The organism is Streptomyces sp. NPDC055078 (genome assembly GCF_053607985.1).
Genome location: NZ_JBSGUP010000024.1, coordinates 13,493 through 31,034 on the forward strand (window position 1 = coordinate 13,493; position 17,542 = coordinate 31,034).

Sequence of the window (17,542 nt, forward strand, 5' to 3'; positions counted from 1 at the left end):
CCCGGCCTTACTTCAGATGTCGGGTGAAGAACTGGGCCGCGGCGTCCCCCGCGAACTGCGGGACGCCGGTGTGCCCGCCCATGTTGGCGTGCAGGGTCTTCTCCTTGGAGCCGAAGGCGTCGAACAGGTCCAGGGCCGCCCGCCGGTCGTTCCCTTCGTCGTCCCACTGCAGCAGGACGTGCAGCGGAATGGTGACCTGGCGGGCCTCCTCGAACATGGCGCGAGGGACGAAACTCCCGGCGAACAGAACAGCGGCCGAGATGCGCGGCTCGACCACCGCCAGCCGGGTCCCGATGGAGATCACTCCCCCCGAGTACCCGACCGGGCCGCCGATCTCGGGCAGCGAGAGGAGGACGTCCAGGGCGGCCTGCCATTCCGGGACCGCCTTGTCGACCAGCGGGAGGATGAGGGCGTCGACGATCTCGTCGCTGACCGGCTCGCCGGCCTCCATAGCCCGGCGCAGGTCAGCGCGGGCCTGCTCGGCGGCGGGCCAACGGGGCCGGTCGCCGCTTCCGGGGAGCTCGATGGTGGCCGTGGCGAAGCCCTCCGCCGCAGAGTGCCGGGCCCGGGCCACCAGTCGGGGGTACATCTTGCGCAGCCCGAGGGGAGGGTGGCCGAGCAGGATCAGCGGCGCCGGTGCTGATGCGGGTGTCCACAGGATGCCGGGGATCTCACCGAGGGTGAATTCGCGTTCGAGGACGCCGTCGTCGAGGCGCTGCTCGGAAGTGAAATGCATGGTCGTGCCTTTCGGGAGTGCACTGGAACGGCGCTCCCGGACGACCTGACTATCGCCCGACCGTGACCCCGGAGGGGAGCACCCATGTCGATACTGCTTTCACGGGTACCACCTCCTCGATCTCTCGCACGGCCTCCGGAAATGTAGCAGTGGTCGCCCTCGTCCCAAACGGGTTTTTGCGGAGTCTCCGTGGCCGGATGCCACGGAGACACTACGCAGAGCTACTTGAGGTGTCGTCGTGGCTTCCCGATTGACGGCTCTGCGACGGCGGGGTGCACTGGCGCTGTCGATTCTCATGAACGTCGAACACGACGCACCGCCGACGCCTCCCAAACTCGTCTACAGATGCTGTCGCTTCTCGTGAACAAAGCCAGCCGCTGCTCGCGGCGGGCTGGAACCACACCGTCTGGAGAGACGGCAAGCAGGAGTTCCACAGCTCGGACCAGGTGCCATGCTCCGGCACTGGTACGCCACAGAGGCCGTAGCAAAGGGGAGCTGGGTGTTTCACGCCGGAATCCCGGGCGAGCCTGCCGTGTGGAAGGCGACGTTCAGCCCCGGCACGCCCGTCCCCCTCGTCGGGGCATTCACCAGCTCTCTGGTCGAGGACCTCCCGCTGACCCGCTCCGTCCGGGACATCCCCGTCGCCACCCGGGACTATCTGCACTTTCCCGAAGGCCGGCCGATCAAAGCCACCTCACCGAAACCCCAGCCGAAACCGGCTGCTCCTCCGCCAACCCCGCCCGCAGGCCGTCCCCGCTGACCACCGGCCATACTCCTCCCGCCCGCCTCTGACCGGGAGCACGACGACCGCTTTGCGCACAACTCTCACCTTCGGCGCCCACCGTCCGCTCCCCGTGGCGGTCCGCCGTCGGGGCTGAGCCCCCGACGTGCACGCCGCCGATGTCCTTGACCCCGGCTACAGCAGTCCGCAGCGCGGCCTTCCGGGCAGCCCGGCGACGGCGGACCCAGAACGACCAGGACAACCAGAACACCGCTTACCCCGCCCCGCTCCCGCCACTGCCCTGGCCAGAGTGCCAGGAACGAAGTACGGGCGGCCCGAGCCGCGCGAAACCGGGAGGCCGCCTGTCGCGGCGACCTCCGAAACCGACGCCCCAGGATGCTTGCACTCACCCGCTCCAGGAGATCCATGGTCCGACCACGCTGGCTGCCCTCCCTGAGGAACCCGGCCGACCACCGCCGCCAACAGCCAGACCAGCCCACCGGTGCGACCGATCCGACTGCGCCGGAGCCCCACCCGGCCCTGGTACCCGACGGCTTCTGGCTCTCGGACCCCGCGTTCCTCGCCCGCCTGCACCAGGCCACCCTGACGCTGCTCGATCTGGCCGACGACGCACTGAACGACGGCGACCTCACCCTCACCCAGATCCTGAACGACGCCCCCCACGCAACGGACCTCATACATCTTCCGCCCCCGTACATCGCCCTCGTCCAGGCCGAAGCCGCAGCACAGGTCGTCCAGACCGTCGGCCTCATCCCCGCCGGCACCTTCGACCCAGTCCTGCACGCCGGACTCGCCGGCATCGACCGCATGACGGCCGACAACCAGCAGCACCTCGTACGAGCCGCCGCCCGCCGCTACGCCGCTGCCCATCCGACGGGGAGACCGCCGAAGACCCCGGGTTCCCCGCCGACCCCTCCGCAGCCACCCGAAGCATCCGCCCGACGATCCCGCTGAACAGCCCCCTATCGGGGACACCGGCACCCTCGCCCTTTCGCCCAGGAGCATTCCTTTCCCATGCGCACACCCGCCACCCGCCGCCCGCTCGTGGCCGCCGCCGTCCTCACCGGCGCGCTCGGCACTCTGGCGTGGACGCCCTCGGCTGTCGCCGCAATCCCAAGCCCCTCGCCCGCCCCTTCCTCCGAGACGGCTCCACGGGACACCCCCGAACCCGATCCTGGCACCGGAGGCATTCGGATCCTCAAGAAGGACCCCGGCGGAGCCCTCCTCCGAGGTGCGGCCTTCACCCTCCTGGACCGCGACGGGAAGGGAGCGGGCAGCCGCACGACCGACGCCGGCGGGCAGATCGTCTTCGAGGGCCTCACGCCCGGCGTCTACCGGCTCAAGGAAACCTCCAGCGGCAGCCCGCTGCACGGCACCGTCGCCGACCAGGACGTCATCGTCCCGCCCGGCGGCACCGTTCCCCTGGCCATCGTCGATCCGTTCAAGCCCGCAGACCTGACGGTCACAAAGACCGACCGCAGCACCGGGAAGTCGCTGCCGGGCGCCGTCATCAACATCACGCCCCAGGGCGGCGGCAGGACCGTCACCCTGACCACGGGCAAGGACGGCACCGCCAAGACAACCCTGCCCGTGGCCGCCCGCACCGGCACCCCCTATACGGCCACCGAGTCCAAGGCCCCCGCCGGCTACCGGCTCAACGCCCAGCCGGTGAAGATCACCGCTAGACCCGGCGCCCCGGTCGCCCTCGCGCACACCGGCGTCAAGACGGCCAACCCGACGAAGCCGCCCGCCAAGCCCCCGGCGACTGCTCCGCCCGTGATCAAGCCGTCGGCTCCGACCCTGCCGACAGCCGGAGTGACGACCGCACCGACGCCGTCGGACGAGACCCGCCCCGCGTCCCGCTCCGGCCCGGCCACTCGGGCCCCGGAGCCGACGGCGACCACGCCCGACACGGCAGAACCCGCAGTGAAGGGCTCGCTCGCCGACACCGGGGCTGACGCTGCCCCATGGCTGATCGGAGGCGCCGCCGCCCTGCTCACCGCCGGAGGCGGCGCCCTGTGGGCGGTCCGCCACCGAGCCGCCCAGGACACCACGAACGGGAAGGGCAACCAGAGCACCGGCTGATACCGCCCGAGCCAGCCGACAGGCAACGGACCGGCATTCCGGTCGCGGTGCGGCCTCTCGCCAACGGACCGTGCCGCTCCCGGCGGTAGAACGCCAGAGCCCGTCCGACTCGCTCGGGCGACCCCACGGCCCCCGGCAGTTTCGTCAGTGGAGGCGGGGATCAGGCACACATTCCGTGAGGGCGATCAACAGTGTTCAGCCTCGGCGACGTCGCGTCATCTGAGACTGTGGTGCGGTGTGATGAGCTGTTCCGCGATCTGTTCCCGCATCTCAGCGAGTTGCTGGTGGCGCGTGTTCTTCGAGTTCGGCGTGGTTCGTCTGGTGGTGAGAACCGGGGAGGCAGGGGTGGCCTGCCCCGGTTGTGCGGCATCTCCAGCCGATTGCAGGAGATGCCTTGCCGATACGCCGGTCGGTGATCGGCCGGTGCTGATCGAGCTGACGGTGCGGCGGTTGTACTGCGAGAACGTTCGTTGTCCGCGGCGTACGTTCGCCGAGCAGGTGGAGGGGCTGCGCGTTCGCTACAGCCGCCGCACGCCTGCTGCCCGGCGAGTCCTGGAGGCGGTCGCCGTCGCGCTCGCGGGCCGGGAGCCGCCTTGCCGCTGTCCTGCACACACGGGTCAGCCGGACGACACTGCTGCGGGCGACTATGGCTCTGGCCGACCCCGCATGGACTGTCCCGAACATGCTGGGCGTCGACGACTTCGCCACCCGCCGCGGACAGCACTGCGGCACCGTGCTCATCAACTGTGAGGCCGGTCAGCCCCTCGGTCAACTTCGCCTACGGCCCGACGAACGCGGATGTGTTCCTGTCCACACCCACTGTGTTCGTCAACGAGCAAGGGCCGCTCCGATAATCCCGCCCTCAACAGCGACCACAGTCCCAGATCACGCTACGTCACCGAAACGATCCCCTTGGTCGCCCTCACAGTATGCGTGCCTGGTCCCAGAAACCCACTGATAGAGCCAGAGGGTCACGGCCTGGACTGCCACCGAGTTCTGCTCCGGCATTGCCGTCGTCGAGCATGCCTGCGGCCTTCCGGACGCCGATCCCCGTTCCGCCTCGTACGTGGTCGAGCTGCTGCCCGAGCAGACCGGCGGACGCGGGATCTCCGTCGTCTACAGGTACGGCCAGGATCTTGACGCCGTCGTCATTCTCTGGCTGATCGTCGGCCCCTGACCCGGGCGCCTGGGCACCTGCGGCGGGATTCACGGGATCGTGCCAAGTTTCGATCTGACGGCCTGTACGTAGTCTTCGCGGCATTCCAGCAGACTGTCCCAGTAGTCTTCAACGTTCCGGTCTTGGAGCAGCGCACGGAACAGTTCCAGCGCCGCCTGAGCCACTGCGGCGGGGCCTTCCACTTCCACTACCGAGTGCGCCCGCATCAGTGCTCCGCTGAGTTCCGAACCTCCAGCAGGGCGAGCCGTGGCATCCGCGTAGTCGTTGACGGCTTCGAGGAATCGGACGTAGGTCTGTCTGCGGACGTCAACGAGCCGGGTCCTGCGTTGTTCGTCGAGGGTGGCTTGGACGATCGACGTCGCACGCCAGGCCGAGCGCGGCGACCATCCACCCCCGGGGAGACTGTGGCGCCGTAGTTGTCGCGTGGCCTCGGTGTGGATAATCGGACCTGGAATAGATGCGTAGCGTTGAGAGAGTGGAGTGGACCGTGGCGCGGAGGATGCATGCACAGCATCTGGAGCCGTGGGTGGATCACTTCGGGCTCTGCTTGCAGGAGGCTGATGATGCGGGGGTGCCGGTCAGATGGCCCGAGGGGCGTGTGATCGGCGGAGGGTTTCTCATCGCGCGTGTGGGGCGCATCGATCTGGAGAGTGCGGGCCATACGCACCAGGCTGGGTTGACCGTCGAAGTGTGGGACGGGGAGCCGCCTGCTGAATTGCCCGGCGAGTGGGAGGAGCAGGCGGAGGCCGAGGTGTTCTTTCCTTCCGGGGAGGTGGCGGTGTGGGCGGTCACGATGGGACCGGACGAGGTCATCGTGAAGCTGGGGCGGACCGGAGTGCGCTGGCGGGTTCGGGTGCGCTGCGGAGGGCGTGCCCAGGTGGCGGAGCTGGCGACGCTGGACGTGGTCGAGGGCGTCGAGCAGTACGTCGTACAGATGTGGCCGGCCGCATGACGGCGGGGTGGTTCCAGCTCCCGCCGTCATACGGAATCTGTCTGCTATCCCCGCAGCCCCATGCGGGGGGCGGGCTCCTACGGGTTCCTAGGAAATGACGACAATGAAGGTGTCTTCTGATCTGTCCCGGCTGCTGTGCAGGCCGTCGAGGATCCGTTCCTGGTCGTAGAAGAGCGCCAGCATGGTTCCGCCGGCTGCGTTTTCCGTTTTGGGAATGGGGAGGGCGGAAAAGTTATTGGCGGGGGCTGACGGCTCGTCCTTCTTCTGCGCAGCTCCTTGGTAGGTGCTTGCGAAGGGGAACTCGTCGCACTCCTTGCCGCCCTTGGCGTAGTCCTTTCCCCAGTACTGGATGCAGGTTCTGACAGCAGCTGCCCGGTTCCTGGCACTGCGCTTCTTGTTGTGGAAGAGGCGGGTGAGTGCCCGCTCGGGAGTGGCTCCCGGTATATCCTTGTCCGCGTTCACGGGCTTTGTGCTGCTGGGGTTCTTGAATGCCGTCTTGATGTGGTCGGCTACGGCCTTCTCCTTGGCGCCGGCCTTCGAGCTGTATTTCAGGAAGCCTATGTAGGAGAAGGCTGCCGAGCCCTTCGTGGCAGGTTTGCCGGCCTGCCCCCTGGCGTTCGGCAGGTACGAGGCGGCGTCCCAGCGCGGGGGCAGCATGAACAGCTTTCCCTCGGTGTTGCCTCCGAGTTTGTAGCCGGGCGGGGGAGTCAGTTTGATGACCGGCTCGTAGACGCCGGCGACCAGGTCGTCGGGCTTGCTGCCCTGGCCTGCGTCCACGGTGGCTGTGTGGGGGAAGGTCTTCAGCCTCTTCAATGCGTCGAAGGTGGGGGACTTCGGAACCTTGCCGCCCTGCTTGATTCGCACAGCCGGCCAGGTCTTCGAATGCCTGGGATCGATAGTGATCTTCAGACCGGCTGTCTTCGTATCCCCCGTCTTGTCCATGTCCGTGAAGTGGTAATGATAGTTGACCTTCCGGCTGTTCTTCGCGATCGTGCCGACCACCAGGGCCACGAACTCGCTCTGCCCGACCGGTCTGCCCCTCTTTATCCATGTCTGTGTGAAGACTGCGCCAGAGCAGGCGGCGAAGCGAGATTTGAAGAAGTATGCCTTGTCCTTACCGAGCCCTTTCCGGCATTCCGTTGCCGACATCGTGCGGGACGGCTCGGGATAGGTGATCCTCGTCGGCTCTGCCCTGCCGGAAGCCCGCACCTGCGTCCGGGGCATCGGCGGGATGTGCGAGCGTTCGTCCGCCAGCGGCGCGTAGGACCGGGCTGGACCCACCGTCTCCTGCGCGACCCGGCTCCCGCCGACCGTCGACCTGTCGACCAGCTGCCGGAAATCCTTACGGACGTCGGCCGACTGCAGCTCCGCCAGCGACGGAATACGTGTCCCCGCCGGAAGAATGGCGGTCTCGATATGCGTAACGGAGTCATCGGCCACACCGGCTTGCGGCGCGGATACGGGCACGAGAACCGCGATCGTCAGCATCGTGATCCCGCGAGTCACCCTCTTCGATATCGGCACAGTCACGCCAGATCTCCCCCGTCTCAGTTGCGTCATGCGGTCAATGCGTGCAGCCACTCAAGCCCCCGCCCGCCAGCCCCGTCGACACAGCAATGCCCGCATGACCGAAACAGCCGACTCATGTGGCCGGGAAGCCCCCGTTTCTCCGGACAGCTCGGCGAGGAAGCCTTTCCGCAGGAGGCCGGGCAAGGTGGCCCGGCAGGCTTCGGGAAGGTCGGGCGGGATCTGTCCGAGGAGCTTGGACGTGCTGTGGGCGGCGAGGAACAAGCCGGCCAGCCCTGCGGCGGGACGCGGGCCAGGTCGACGCGGGACACCTCGCTCATGCCCGCCCCCAGGTGGTGTGTCCGGCTCGCGGCCCCCTCCCCGCGTGCGACGGACGCAGACGGGGGTGTACCACCGCCGGTGGCCGGTGCAGGCTGGATGCTCACGAGGTAGTCCTCGGCGGGTTGATCCCGGACCTGGTCGGGGTTGATCTGCCTGGCCGCGGGCGTGGACGCGGAGCCGGTACCAGCCCGGTCCGGTTGTGCTGAGGAGAGGAAGGCCGCTGACGGCTCCCTGTGCGAAGGAGCCGGAGGTTCTGGCCATAGTTCATTTGTGAATCGGCCAGTTGGTGTCCTGGCGGCGGCTGCTTGTGGGTGTCCGCCGTAGCGTCGGTGCCCTGCCGTGGTCCTGGGGGCACGGGGCTTGCCGGGGGTGTACGGCAGATTGGGGGAAACGTTTCATGAGGTCTGTTCTGAATCGTGTAACGGGGGTGGGTTTTGCGGCGTTTGCGGTCGTAGGGGCTGCCATGGTCCCGGTGCAGGCATCACCGTCCGCACCGGCAGACGCGTCGGTCAAGGCCAGCGTCAGCCGGTCGTCCTCGGCCGTGGCCAACGCGGCGACGTGCAAGGTGAACACGATCACCTACAACCGCTACGAGAGCTGTCTGGTCGCTGACGCCCGGGTTGACCTGCTGAGAAACGGGCGGCCGGTCGGCCACGCCAGATTCAAGATCACACAGAAGCTGACGCTGAAGCAGAAGGCGTTGAAATGGTCGGAGTCGGTCGAGATCGGCCGTGCGACCCTGGTGAACGCCTCGGGCATCAGAGTCGGGCTCAAGGTCTCCTGTGGGGGGACATGCAAGGCCGACAACAAATTCCCCAGGGGGCGCTCGCTGGGCCCGGTGATCTCCGGCAAGGTGAACTACAGCAGCGGGGTCAAGAAGAACAAGAAGGACACCACGGCCGCGAAGTACACGTTCACCTTCACGAAGCCCGGCTTCACCCCCGGCACCATCGAGTACAAGTCGGTCGCCTTCCGGTGCGACGACACCTTCTGGAATCAGGCCAACACCCGCCGGACGTTGAGCCCGGGGTGCGTCTATCCGAGCTTCACCCCGACGCTGACGACGATGGGCACGCTCCCGAACATCTCGCGGCACATCCGCAATGTCCAGGCAGGCGGGGGTCACTACGGCCGGCCGGGATCCGGCAAGCCGCTGCACCGTGAGGCAAACCAGGCCAGGGCAGACCAGAACCGCCAGGCCGTATGCCCTCGAGGGCAGAGGCCGCCGGGCCCGGGCCTGTCCTGTGACGAGTATCCGTTCGCCACCACCCGGGAAGGCGGCACAAACGTTCCCGCCAACAGCCGGGGCACAGCATGGGTCCCCCAGCAGGAGCAGAATCAGCAGGGCGGGCGTATCACCACCTTCCACAAGAAGGAACGCGTTATCGACAGGGACGCCTTCTGGGTCAAGGTCTGACGACCCGGAACCAGCACCATGACACGGTCCCCGCCCCCGGCCACGGAGGGCGGGGACCGCGGATGTACCGGCCATGAGGAGAGACAGCGGATGACGGGCGAGCGGACCCAGCGGATCCGTGTGACACACCACCAGTACGTGCTGACCGACACCGACGCCGAACCGGCGGAACAGGGAACCGGCGACGGCCTCGCCGGGAACGGCCTGGTCGCCGTCAACGCAGAGGGAACCCACGCCAGCGTAATGACGGGCACCTCCTACGGAGACGTCAACGTGACCTTCGAGGTCCGCGACACGGAGCCGCTGCTCGCGCCTGGGGGCTGGGACGAAATCGTCGACGTCAGCCTCTACTTCTCCGGCCAGGGCCCCATGGTCGGAGGACCGGTCACCGACGACCTGGAGGACGTCCCTCTCCCTGCCGGGGAAGAGGACTACCGGTGGTGGCGGTTCCGTATCCACGCCCGCGGCCGGGACGCCGCCTCCGCCGCCGGAGACATCTACGCCGACGAAGGCGACACCGTCCTGGAGGAACACCGCATCCAGATCTGGCCCGCACCGCGCACCCCGCAGACCCGGCACCGGCTCACCGACCAGACCGGCGCACGCATCCGCACCCCGGACACACCTCAGGCATAAGGCCACCAGCACGCTCGGGTTCTCACCAGGCGGGCGATCCCCGAGCGTCCGCCGACGCCGTGTATGTCCAGGAACAGCAGAGGTGGACGGCGCTGGTAGGCGGTTGGTGATTCCTCGCGGCGGATCAGCCCGGCGTCACCGTATCCTCTGGCACTCCGAACCACTCCTCCAGTGCCTCCGCCAGCCCGGCCGTCGAGGTCGGCGCCTGCGCCCCCGCGTCGGCAGCCCAGGCGGTGAAGCCGTCCGGACGGACTGGGAGCGGGTCCAGCCAAGGATGCCCGCGCCGACCGGGTGCCGTTCGGCGGTGTAGGTGTCCAGCAGCCCTTCCGGCGCCCGGCCGCCGATCACCGCGGCGAGCTTCCAGCCGAGGTTCATCGCGTCCCCGATACCCAGGCTCAGCCCCTGGCTGCCGAACGCGGAGTGCACGTGCGCCGCGTCGCCCGCCAGCAGCACCCGGCCGTTGCGGTACTCGGTGACCTGGCGGGCGTGGTCGGTGAAGCGGGTCGCGGTCCGCACCCCGGTGATCGTGACGTCCACGCCGGAGACACGGCGCAGCCTCGCCTGGAGGTCCGCAGGGCGCTGAGCGTGTCGCGCTGGGCACCGCCGCCGTACTCCTGACCGCCACCGCAGCAACCACCTGCGCGATGACAGTGCGCCGTACCCGACCGGCCGATCCACTCCCCGAGGCCAGGCATGGTTGTCGGCGGCACGCTGAGCGGTGGGGATGTACAGGCAGCCATACCGGTCTGGATGGGGCCGTGGCAGCGAATCGCCGACTTTCCGGCAACTCATGTCCCACGCCGAGTGGTTGCAGACTCGGTGGACGAGTGCCGGTGATGTACGCACGCGTCCGCTATGTGAAGGCCAGAGGCATATTCCGGTGACTCCGGTGCTGATTGATGAGCGTGAACCGCAATCATCCTTTTAACGGACAGTAGCGATGGCACGGGGCGCAGGCCAGCGGGTAGCGTCCAGCGAGTCAGCCCGGACCAGGTTCCAGCCGTGCGCCGAGCTGACTCGCCATCTACTCATCACCGACGATCGAGGAGGGCTCTGTGCGCCCTGACCTTATGCCCGATCACCATCCCCGCCGCCGGACGGTTCACGACGCTACCATCCCGCGCCGGAGAGTCGATGAAACCCGTACCCGGCGTGACTTTCGGGTCAACATGCAGGTCGGAGCCTTCCTCGCGGTCGTATTCAGCGGGGTGATCCTGTGGCTGCGCCCCGACGCCCCAGAGGCGGCGGCCGCTGCCGCAGGCATCACGACGGCGGCCGCCCGCAGCTCCTACGTGCGCTACCGGCACATTCGCCTCGCGTAGTCCGGTGGTGCGGTGCGGGCGTGCTCCGGTGGTGTCCGCACCGCACTTCCGGTTCCGCCGGTCCCCGGGACGGACGCCGCTGACTGCCGATTACGTCCGGTAACCCCTGGGCTGGCGGAGAGTTGCAATTCTCCGTGGGAACCCGTTCCCGCAGCAGGCACCCCCGAAAGTTGATCAAAGCTCATGACGTTGAAGGCGCGGGATGTCGTGACCTGCCCGGCGACAGGCTGCACCAACACGGTCGAGCAGAAGCCCGGCGCGGGACGCCGGCGCCTGTACTGCTCAGACAAGTGCGGCGCGAAGTTTCGCAAGTACCAGCAGGGACGCTCCGACGATGACAACGACGCCTACGCCCTGCGACTCGCCGAGATACTGGCCCACCGGACGGAGGACCTCATCGCTCTGGTCCGCGAAGGCCATGCCGTCGAAGCACTGCGGACCCTGACCGACGCACTGGAGGACTGCTCCGACCTCCGTGCCGCCCTGGTGCAACAGGGATACGACCGCAAGGTCAGACCGGCGGAGATGTGCGACGCGACCCATGTCAGCAGGGACACCCTGGGCCGCTGGAAGGACTCCAACGCCCGCCGCCGCAGAAAACGTTCACCGTATGCGGCCCCTCTCCAGTCACCCGGAGAACAGAGCGAGCAGCCGGGGGAACCTGCTCCCAGCCCGCGCCATCCCCGGCCCGCCACTCCACCCCGCCAGGCTGCCGCTCACGATCTCTCCGCCGATGCCCCGGCCGCCGTCTTCACCCGCGCGATCGCCCAGCTCCACCGCGACAGCACGCTCACCTTCACCGCCCTGGGCGAAGCCGCAGGCGTGGACCGCTCCTACATCCACCGCGTCGTCAGCGGAGAACGGACCCCTTCCTGGAAAGTGACCAGGCTGCTCGCCGAAGCCTGCGGCGCAGACCCCGACGACCTGCGCCCGCTGTGGGACGCAGCCCGCGGCTACCGCGTCGCCCGGCCCACAACCCTCCACGCCGCCCTGCGCGGTATGAACCTCGCTGCCGGCCGCCTCACCCCCGACCAGCTGTCCGCCCGCGCCGACGGTCTCACCCAGGACGAGATCACCGGCCTGCTGACCGGCACCCTTCCCACCGACTGGCCCACTGTCCACCGCCTGGTCACCGCCATGGGCGGACACCCCGGATCCGTCCTGCCCCTGTGGGAAGCCGCCTACGCCCCACCTCTCAGCACCCCGCCACGTCCCACCCCCGGGACTGACCCCCTCGCAGAGTTCCGCCGCTACACCAGATCCCTGTTCCGCATGTCCGGATAGACACCCGGCTACCGTTCGCCTCTCCCCCGGGGGGAGAGGCGATGCCTGCGTCGCGGGGGCACATGTGACACGTCTGACCTGGTCACGGGCCACCCGGAGTCCACTGCGATCGGTATACGGTGCCATGCCCCAGGTCTCGTTGATCTGGACCGTCACTGCGACGGTCGCGCCGAACACCTCGGCGGGCAGCGAGAGATCCCTGAGCAGTGCGTCAACGTCCTCGGATTGCAGGGCAGGGCCGGGCTTCCGGCCCCGCGTCGTACGGTTCACTCAACGGGAAGCCCGGCCGCGGGGCGGTGCTCGGCGGCCTCGGCAAGGCTCCTGGCCGGCAGCGTGCCGTCCAGCACGGCTGCGGTGAGCCGGTCGCCGGCCGGGGCGGTGTCGAGCATCGCCTCGCACCACCACCGCAGGACAGCTTCTGCGTTCCCTGGAGCGGCGGCCAGGGCGCCCGCCGTCGAGCGCAGCCGCGATGCCGCCGACGTTAGAACCCGTCTTTTGAACTTCTCTCGTGAGGCCCGTGAGGTGAGTGCGTGTCTTTGATTGCCCAGGGTTGTGAAGCCTGTTGGTTCAGTTCTCGTCCGCTGTGTCCGGCAGCAGGGGGAAGAGTCGCGCGATGAGGGCAACCGGCTGGACTGAGGCGGGTCGGGCGGAAGACTGCTGTTCCCGGTGCTGGTAGGGCGCCAGTGCCTGACGCACCGCTGCGGCGACGGTGCTCATCTCCTCGGGGCTAAGGTAGACGACGGCGCTGAAGGCTTCGTCCTGGCGCCATTCGTCTGGGGCGTGGTCACGCCGGGCGAGCCATCGCTGGTAGCTCTCGTCTTCCAGCCCGCGGGCCATCTGGCCAAATCCTTCGGCTGAAGCGTCCGTGGCCGGCGGTGTTGCCTGCCGGAGGCGCCAGGGCCGTGCCCGGCCGCCGGATTGCGGGACCTCCTCGATGTTCCCGTAGCGCGCAAGTTGCCTGAGATGGAACGAGCACAGGCCGGAGCTGTAACCGAGCCTCCCGGCTGCCTCGGTTGCGGTGACGGTACCGAGCTCGGCAAGGAGATCGAGCAAGGCCATGCGCACTTGATGTTCGGGCATGCGGCCATCGGTGTGACGTGGGCTGGCGGCTGCCTCGTGCGGGGATGCTGCGTTAGCGTCTTCTTCAGTCACTTTGCAAAGTCTGCTACTTTGCAAAGAGCTTCGCAAGCGGCTGCCGTGCCAACAGCTCGGGAGACAGGCCGTATTGCCGTGAAAGCCCGTCTGTTCAGGGAGAAGAAATTGACCTCAGCGTCCGTGCGCAACGATCAGCCTGGTCTCGTTGACCTTCGGGTCAGAGTCCAGGGGAAATCAGTCGATTCCTGTCCAGCGTTACCTCCAGGCGCCGAGCGGGCATCGGTTCGCCGGATCACCGTCGTCGGTGAAGAGATCCTGCACCGACCGTGCCGAGAAGTGACCGAGTTCGGCACTCCGGACCTGTCCACTCTCATCGACGACATGTTCCTGACCATGCACGTCGCCGAAGGTGCCGGACTGGCGGCCAATCAGGTCGACGTCGACCTGCAGCTCTTCGTGTACGACTGCCCCGATGACAGCGGAGTCCGGCACGTGGGCCACATCATCAACCCGGTCCTCGACGAACCCGACGTGACCGGACGGCGCTTGCTGGACGATCCGGAGGGCTGCCTGTCGGTACCGGGAGCCGTCATGGACGTTCCCCGAACCGACCGCACGGTGGTCCGCGGCTTCGACAAGGACGGCAAACCGCTGGTCATCGAGGGAACGGGATACTTCGCCCGTTGCCTGCAGCACGAGACCGACCACCTCTTGGGGCGTGTCTATCTCGACCGGCTGTCCAAACGGGACCGCAAGGATGCCCTGCGGCAGATGAATGACCGCCAGGAGCGCGTCTTCGCCCAGCGGGCCGCCAGGGCAGCAAGGCTGAACCGTTAGGTCTCCGACAGAGCACTCCGATCCGTCCTCCCAACGCAGTCAGTAAGCCTGACCTCTCAGATCACGCGGCTTGAACGGTTCCTGCCGGTCGGGGTGCCGCCGATGTGGGGTAGGGGCTCCGGCGGGTGAGGCGACGGGTCATCAGGGAGATGGCGGCGAGGGTGAGCATCGCCTCGGAGTGCTCGGGCCGGGCTTCGTAGTCCCGGGCATTCCTGCGGGCGTGGAGCCACCACGCCAGGGCACCGTACGAACCGTCCCCCGCCTCTACTTCACCTATCCGGCCGCCGTTCCTGCGCGCCACATCCCTCGCGGAGGGGGGCTCCTCGCGGTCCCAGGGGTGTCGCACGGGTGCGAAAGATGCGGGACGTAGGCTGCGGCGCCATGGAGCCATTAGCTCACATCACTGCCGTCGCGAACCAGAAGGACGGAGTCGGGAAGACCGCGACCGCCCTGAACGTGGCCGGCGCACTCGCCGAGGCCGGGCACAACGTGCTCCTGGTCGACCTCGACCCTCAGGGGCACCTCACCGACGGGCTCGGCATCGAGCAGGCACCGACCGGAGAGGGAGCGGCGAGCCTCTACCGCGCGCTGATCGGCGAGTACACCGGCAGCCTCGCAGACCTGATCACCACCCACTCTTCCCCCGGCGGACGGCTCGACGTCCTACCGAACAGCATCGAGATGTTCATGGCCGTACGGGAGCTGGACAAGCAGCGCGCGAGGGAACACCGGCTCGCGCGGCACCTGGCCCCGCTCCGCGGCATCTACGACCACGTCCTCATCGACGCCCCGCCGTCGCTCGACATCCTCACCGACAACGCGCTCACCGCCGCTGACTGGGTCCTCATCCCGGTACAGGCCGAGGACAGCTCCCTGAAGGCTCTGGAACTTCTGATCCCTCAGATCGCATCCGTGGACGCAGAACTGCGCGACACCCCGCTCCGCCTCCATGGCCTAGTCGTCTCGCTGCTCCGCCGGCCGGTCACGAAGCCGGCTGAGTCCATGCTGGCCAAGCTGGAGACCCTCCACCGTCAGGGACTACCGGTTCTCGGGACCGTCCCGCTCGGCGTCGTCGTCCCCGAGGCATGGCGTCTCGGACGGACCGTTGTCGACTACGCGCCCGACTCCGAGCACGCCCAGGTGTACCGAGCCCTCGCCAAGACCCTCGGAGCCCCCCGATGACCCGCAAGCAGCTCCCCCCGGCGGCGGACAGGATTCTCACCGCCCTCCTCCGCGCCCGGCACGCCCGCGTGGACGCCGAGCCAGCACCCGCCGCCCCCGCACCACGGACCGAGCCGCCACTGTCCGCACCGCGACCCGCGCGGGCAAGAACGGCGGGATAGACCGGCGGTCCTGGTACATGCCGAGGGAGTCAGCGGACGCACTCGCCAAAGTGGTGGAGGAGCTGTACTTCACCACCCGCCGGCCGAAGCACGAGGTGCTTGCCGCTTTTGTCTCCGTCGTGCTGGAGCACATACCTGAGGCCGAGCGTCGGCTCAAAGGCCAATAGCCGCAGGTGTCGCACTGGTGCGAGAAGTACGACACCGGCCAGTGGCAGTGGGTCCGGGATATCCGACCCAAAAGAGATGTACACAGAGTTAGCCCCTCGCATGTATCCCATTGGTGTGGATGCGGAGATGGAGCCCTCCAAGCGCATCAGGTGACTCCGGTCATCGGCGACGGTAGACAACCACGGTGACGGCCGCCGCCACCGCAAGGAACGCCGCCCCCGTGGCAAGAGGCCCGGACACCTTCGGGTGCTGGTAGCTCAGGTAAATCACGGCGCCAGCGAGCATATGCACCACCAAGAGCGCGAGCACGCCGACCGCCGTACCCAGGTCATCAGAGCGTCGGCGATCAGGGCCAGAGGCCGTCGGCGGAACCGGTCCCGAGGTCTGCTCGGGTGCCGGGATCGGGGTGGAGTTCGGGTCGGTGGTCATGGGCTCCCCCAGGAGTCAGGGCACGCCAAAGCGCGCCGGAAGGCAGGGATGTCCGCAGCAGATCGGCGGCGGTGGCAGGACGATGCGCAGCACGGCCGTTAGCCGCGCAAGTCCTTCGGAGACCCGCCACAGTCGCAACCGCCACCCCATTCAACAGATGCGTCCGACAACCGGACCGCACGAACGCAGCGAGGGTCGTTACCGGCAGTGACCGTCCCGCTGGGTCATGCGCGTCGTCCTAGAGCAGCTTCCCGAGACGGAGCGCCGGATCACAGGGCAGTTCACGGACATCGAGCACCTCGAGTTCGAGCTGTAGCAGCCGCGCCCCGAACAGCCCGCGAGCCCCGAACCGACACGGTCCGGGGCTCGCTCGCGTATCCGTTGTCAGTACTGCCTGAGAAGCTGACGCGGTGCCACGTATCCCACAACAGATCATCCGCGAAGTCATCATGGCGAAGTGGGCTGAGGAGATCGGCCCCGAGGCGGCTCGCGCGAAAGCGATATCTGACCTCCGGGCCGGAGCTGCGCCGCCGTGGCGGCAAACAGAGATCAGCCTGACCTCCTACCTGGTACGCAAACGACTGCGTGAAGAACTGCCGGAGCCGGATAAGGAGGGCGGTCGGTTGTACGTCCTGGGCTTCCAGGGCTTACGCGCAGTGGTGAAGGTTGGATCCACCAAGGCTCCTGAGCGGCAGTTCGACAAGTACGAGACCCAGGCGCGGAACCTCGGGTATGCCCTGGTCGACGGGTGGGTCTCTGCCCCCGTCGGGACCAGGAGCGAGGCATACCGGCTGGAATCCATGATCCTCACGAACCTGCACCGCGTCTTGCACGGCCACATCGACGGCGGCCGGATCTTCGAGTGGTTCCACGGCCACGACTTCGAGCGGATCAGACAACTTGTGGAAGACCCGACCGCGCTCTCCTACCTGATGCTTGAAAGAGCCCTGGCTAGGTAGGGCTGCAAGCATGTCGCGGCGCCTCGGAGGCCGCCGCGCGGGCTCTCCAGGAACTGCAGATCAATGACGTGCTGGACCTGGAGTCTGAGCTGTAACTGGATCCCGAACAGCCTGGCGAGCCCTGGACCGTCGATGGTCCGGGGCTCGCTCGCGTATCTGCTGGGGTCGGATGGTCATCCACGCGATGCCGTGTTCAACGACGTCGCTGTGGGGCGGTCACCCCGCGCCCGCATGGGCTACACCGCACCGATCGGGTCGACGGACCAAGACCGCATCCGGCACCTGACCGTCGCCCTCCCGCCCCGCTACGCCGCCCGCCTCTTCGACGCCCAGCAGGCCGGCGCCACCGACGCCCGACTCCAGGAGATCGCTGCCGAAGCCCTCAAGGAGGTCTACTTCCAAGATGGCGGCCGCCGTGCCGGAAGCCTGGAAGAGTCCGGTTCACGGACATCGAGCACCTCGAGTTCGACCTGTAGATCGCCCCGCGGCAAGGGCCCGAACCGCTCTCTGGG

Annotated in this window: 20 protein-coding genes and 2 pseudogenes; 13 read left to right on the top strand and 9 right to left on the bottom strand. The window is 68.0% G+C overall.

The features are described from left to right. Positions 1-7: 7 nt before the first annotated feature. Positions 8-736 carry a dienelactone hydrolase family protein gene (locus ACWF94_RS04120; protein ID WP_453484464.1) on the bottom strand — a complete coding sequence of 243 codons (729 nt, stop codon included), beginning with the start codon at positions 734-736 and terminating at the stop codon, positions 8-10. Between the two features lie 451 nt (positions 737-1,187). On the opposite strand from ACWF94_RS04120, the gene ACWF94_RS04125 reads away from it, so the two are divergent. From ACWF94_RS04125 to ACWF94_RS04135, 3 genes are all read left to right on the top strand, one after another. Beyond that, the gene (locus tag ACWF94_RS04125) at positions 1,188-1,496 is read left to right on the top strand and encodes a DUF317 domain-containing protein (protein ID WP_453484466.1); all 309 of its coding nucleotides are present in this window, start codon (positions 1,188-1,190) and stop codon (positions 1,494-1,496) included. A 387-nt stretch (positions 1,497-1,883) separates the two neighbouring features. Then, positions 1,884-2,432 (top strand): hypothetical protein, encoded by a 549-nt coding sequence (locus ACWF94_RS04130; protein ID WP_453484468.1) that lies wholly within the window; start codon positions 1,884-1,886, stop codon positions 2,430-2,432. 60 nt (positions 2,433-2,492) lie between these two features. Continuing rightward, complete coding sequence (locus ACWF94_RS04135) at positions 2,493-3,563, top strand: SpaA isopeptide-forming pilin-related protein (protein WP_453484470.1); 1,071 nt, start codon at positions 2,493-2,495, stop codon at positions 3,561-3,563. Between the two features lie 1,206 nt (positions 3,564-4,769). On the opposite strand, the gene ACWF94_RS04140 is transcribed toward ACWF94_RS04135, so the two are convergent. Then, positions 4,770-4,946 carry a hypothetical protein gene (locus ACWF94_RS04140; protein ID WP_453484472.1) on the bottom strand — a complete coding sequence of 59 codons (177 nt, stop codon included), beginning with the start codon at positions 4,944-4,946 and terminating at the stop codon, positions 4,770-4,772. Positions 4,947-5,215: 269 nt separating this feature from the next. Here ACWF94_RS04140 and ACWF94_RS04145 point away from each other — a divergent pair, with 269 nt between their 5' ends. Continuing rightward, a complete protein-coding gene (locus ACWF94_RS04145; RefSeq protein WP_453484474.1) occupies positions 5,216-5,692 on the top strand; it encodes a hypothetical protein in 477 nt (158 codons plus the stop codon). Positions 5,693-5,779: 87 nt separating this feature from the next. On the opposite strand, the gene ACWF94_RS04150 is transcribed toward ACWF94_RS04145, so the two are convergent. Continuing rightward, positions 5,780-7,180, bottom strand: coding sequence for a NucA/NucB deoxyribonuclease domain-containing protein (locus ACWF94_RS04150; protein WP_453484476.1), 1,401 nt, complete (start codon positions 7,178-7,180; stop codon positions 5,780-5,782). Positions 7,181-8,012: 832 nt separating this feature from the next. Between ACWF94_RS04150 and ACWF94_RS04155 the strand changes: the two genes are divergently transcribed. Both ACWF94_RS04155 and ACWF94_RS04160 read left to right on the top strand, forming a co-directional pair. Beyond that, entirely contained in the window at positions 8,013-8,957 is a 945-nt protein-coding gene (locus ACWF94_RS04155; protein WP_453484478.1) for a NucA/NucB deoxyribonuclease domain-containing protein, read from the top strand. 90 nt (positions 8,958-9,047) lie between these two features. Beyond that, positions 9,048-9,593 carry a hypothetical protein gene (locus tag ACWF94_RS04160; RefSeq protein WP_453484480.1) on the top strand — a complete coding sequence of 182 codons (546 nt, stop codon included), beginning with the start codon at positions 9,048-9,050 and terminating at the stop codon, positions 9,591-9,593. A 124-nt stretch (positions 9,594-9,717) separates the two neighbouring features. Here the strand turns inward: ACWF94_RS04160 and ACWF94_RS04165 are convergent, their stop codons facing one another. Then, entirely contained in the window at positions 9,718-9,957 is a 240-nt protein-coding gene (locus ACWF94_RS04165; protein WP_453484502.1) for an aromatic-ring hydroxylase C-terminal domain-containing protein, read from the bottom strand. Further along, a pseudogene (locus ACWF94_RS04170) lies at positions 9,846-10,385 on the bottom strand (FAD-dependent monooxygenase); the annotation flags it as partial. The pseudogene ACWF94_RS04170 and the gene ACWF94_RS04165, both read right to left, overlap by 112 nt. Positions 10,386-10,762: 377 nt before the next feature. Here ACWF94_RS04170 and ACWF94_RS04175 point away from each other — a divergent pair. Continuing rightward, positions 10,763-10,915 carry a hypothetical protein gene (locus tag ACWF94_RS04175; RefSeq protein ID WP_453484482.1) on the top strand — a complete coding sequence of 51 codons (153 nt, stop codon included), beginning with the start codon at positions 10,763-10,765 and terminating at the stop codon, positions 10,913-10,915. Between the two features lie 183 nt (positions 10,916-11,098). Beyond that, positions 11,099-12,199 carry a helix-turn-helix domain-containing protein gene (locus ACWF94_RS04180; RefSeq protein WP_453484484.1) on the top strand — a complete coding sequence of 367 codons (1,101 nt, stop codon included), beginning with the start codon at positions 11,099-11,101 and terminating at the stop codon, positions 12,197-12,199. 266 nt (positions 12,200-12,465) lie between these two features. Here the strand turns inward: ACWF94_RS04180 and ACWF94_RS04185 are convergent, their stop codons facing one another. Next, complete coding sequence (locus ACWF94_RS04185) at positions 12,466-12,588, bottom strand: hypothetical protein (RefSeq protein ID WP_453484486.1); 123 nt, start codon at positions 12,586-12,588, stop codon at positions 12,466-12,468. A 178-nt stretch (positions 12,589-12,766) separates the two neighbouring features. Then, positions 12,767-13,351, bottom strand: a complete 585-nt coding sequence (locus tag ACWF94_RS04190) for a winged helix-turn-helix domain-containing protein (RefSeq protein WP_453484488.1) — start codon at positions 13,349-13,351, stop codon at positions 12,767-12,769. A 123-nt stretch (positions 13,352-13,474) separates the two neighbouring features. Here ACWF94_RS04190 and def point away from each other — a divergent pair, with 123 nt between their 5' ends. After that, positions 13,475-14,131 (top strand): peptide deformylase, encoded by a 657-nt coding sequence (def, locus tag ACWF94_RS04195; protein ID WP_453484490.1) that lies wholly within the window; start codon positions 13,475-13,477, stop codon positions 14,129-14,131. A 61-nt stretch (positions 14,132-14,192) separates the two neighbouring features. Here def and ACWF94_RS04200 read toward each other — a convergent pair whose 3' ends face one another. Next, positions 14,193-14,477, bottom strand: a complete 285-nt coding sequence (locus ACWF94_RS04200; RefSeq protein ID WP_453484492.1) for a hypothetical protein — start codon at positions 14,475-14,477, stop codon at positions 14,193-14,195. Positions 14,478-14,512: 35 nt separating this feature from the next. Between ACWF94_RS04200 and ACWF94_RS04205 the strand changes: the two genes are divergently transcribed. Together ACWF94_RS04205 and ACWF94_RS04210 are read left to right on the top strand one after the other, a co-directional pair. After that, the gene (locus ACWF94_RS04205) at positions 14,513-15,313 is read left to right on the top strand and encodes a ParA family protein (RefSeq protein WP_453484494.1); all 801 of its coding nucleotides are present in this window, start codon (positions 14,513-14,515) and stop codon (positions 15,311-15,313) included. Positions 15,314-15,491: 178 nt separating this feature from the next. Further along, positions 15,492-15,641 (top strand): hypothetical protein, encoded by a 150-nt coding sequence (locus ACWF94_RS04210; RefSeq protein WP_453484496.1) that lies wholly within the window; start codon positions 15,492-15,494, stop codon positions 15,639-15,641. A 160-nt stretch (positions 15,642-15,801) separates the two neighbouring features. Here the strand turns inward: ACWF94_RS04210 and ACWF94_RS04215 are convergent, their stop codons facing one another. After that, on the bottom strand, positions 15,802-16,071 hold the full coding sequence (locus ACWF94_RS04215; RefSeq protein WP_453484498.1) for a hypothetical protein: 270 nt from the start codon (positions 16,069-16,071) through the stop codon (positions 15,802-15,804). 410 nt (positions 16,072-16,481) lie between these two features. On the opposite strand from ACWF94_RS04215, the gene ACWF94_RS04220 reads away from it, so the two are divergent. Beyond that, complete coding sequence (locus ACWF94_RS04220; RefSeq protein ID WP_453484500.1) at positions 16,482-17,030, top strand: hypothetical protein; 549 nt, start codon at positions 16,482-16,484, stop codon at positions 17,028-17,030. Positions 17,031-17,252: 222 nt separating this feature from the next. Continuing rightward, positions 17,253-17,506 (top strand): annotated as a pseudogene (gene tpg / locus ACWF94_RS04225) (telomere-protecting terminal protein Tpg); the annotation flags it as partial. Positions 17,507-17,542 lie beyond the last annotated feature (36 nt).

Excerpts from the sequence above, each read along its gene's own strand:
- ACWF94_RS04120 (WP_453484464.1), bottom strand. The coding sequence starts at position 736 with ATGCATTTCACTTCCGAGCAGCGCCTCGACGACGGCGTCCTCGAACGC.
- ACWF94_RS04125 (WP_453484466.1), top strand. The coding sequence starts at position 1,188 with ATGCTCCGGCACTGGTACGCCACAGAGGCCGTAGCAAAGGGGAGCTGG.
- ACWF94_RS04130 (WP_453484468.1), top strand. The coding sequence starts at position 1,884 with ATGGTCCGACCACGCTGGCTGCCCTCCCTGAGGAACCCGGCCGACCAC.
- ACWF94_RS04135 (WP_453484470.1), top strand. The coding sequence starts at position 2,493 with ATGCGCACACCCGCCACCCGCCGCCCGCTCGTGGCCGCCGCCGTCCTC.
- ACWF94_RS04140 (WP_453484472.1), bottom strand. The coding sequence starts at position 4,946 with ATGCGGGCGCACTCGGTAGTGGAAGTGGAAGGCCCCGCCGCAGTGGCT.
- ACWF94_RS04150 (WP_453484476.1), bottom strand. The coding sequence starts at position 7,180 with ATGCTGACGATCGCGGTTCTCGTGCCCGTATCCGCGCCGCAAGCCGGT.
- ACWF94_RS04160 (WP_453484480.1), top strand. The coding sequence starts at position 9,048 with ATGACGGGCGAGCGGACCCAGCGGATCCGTGTGACACACCACCAGTAC.
- ACWF94_RS04175 (WP_453484482.1), top strand. The coding sequence starts at position 10,763 with ATGCAGGTCGGAGCCTTCCTCGCGGTCGTATTCAGCGGGGTGATCCTG.
- ACWF94_RS04180 (WP_453484484.1), top strand. The coding sequence starts at position 11,099 with ATGACGTTGAAGGCGCGGGATGTCGTGACCTGCCCGGCGACAGGCTGC.
- ACWF94_RS04185 (WP_453484486.1), bottom strand. The coding sequence starts at position 12,588 with ATGCTCGACACCGCCCCGGCCGGCGACCGGCTCACCGCAGCCGTGCTG.
- ACWF94_RS04205 (WP_453484494.1), top strand. The coding sequence starts at position 14,513 with ATGGAGCCATTAGCTCACATCACTGCCGTCGCGAACCAGAAGGACGGA.
- ACWF94_RS04210 (WP_453484496.1), top strand. The coding sequence starts at position 15,492 with ATGCCGAGGGAGTCAGCGGACGCACTCGCCAAAGTGGTGGAGGAGCTG.
- ACWF94_RS04215 (WP_453484498.1), bottom strand. The coding sequence starts at position 16,071 with ATGACCACCGACCCGAACTCCACCCCGATCCCGGCACCCGAGCAGACC.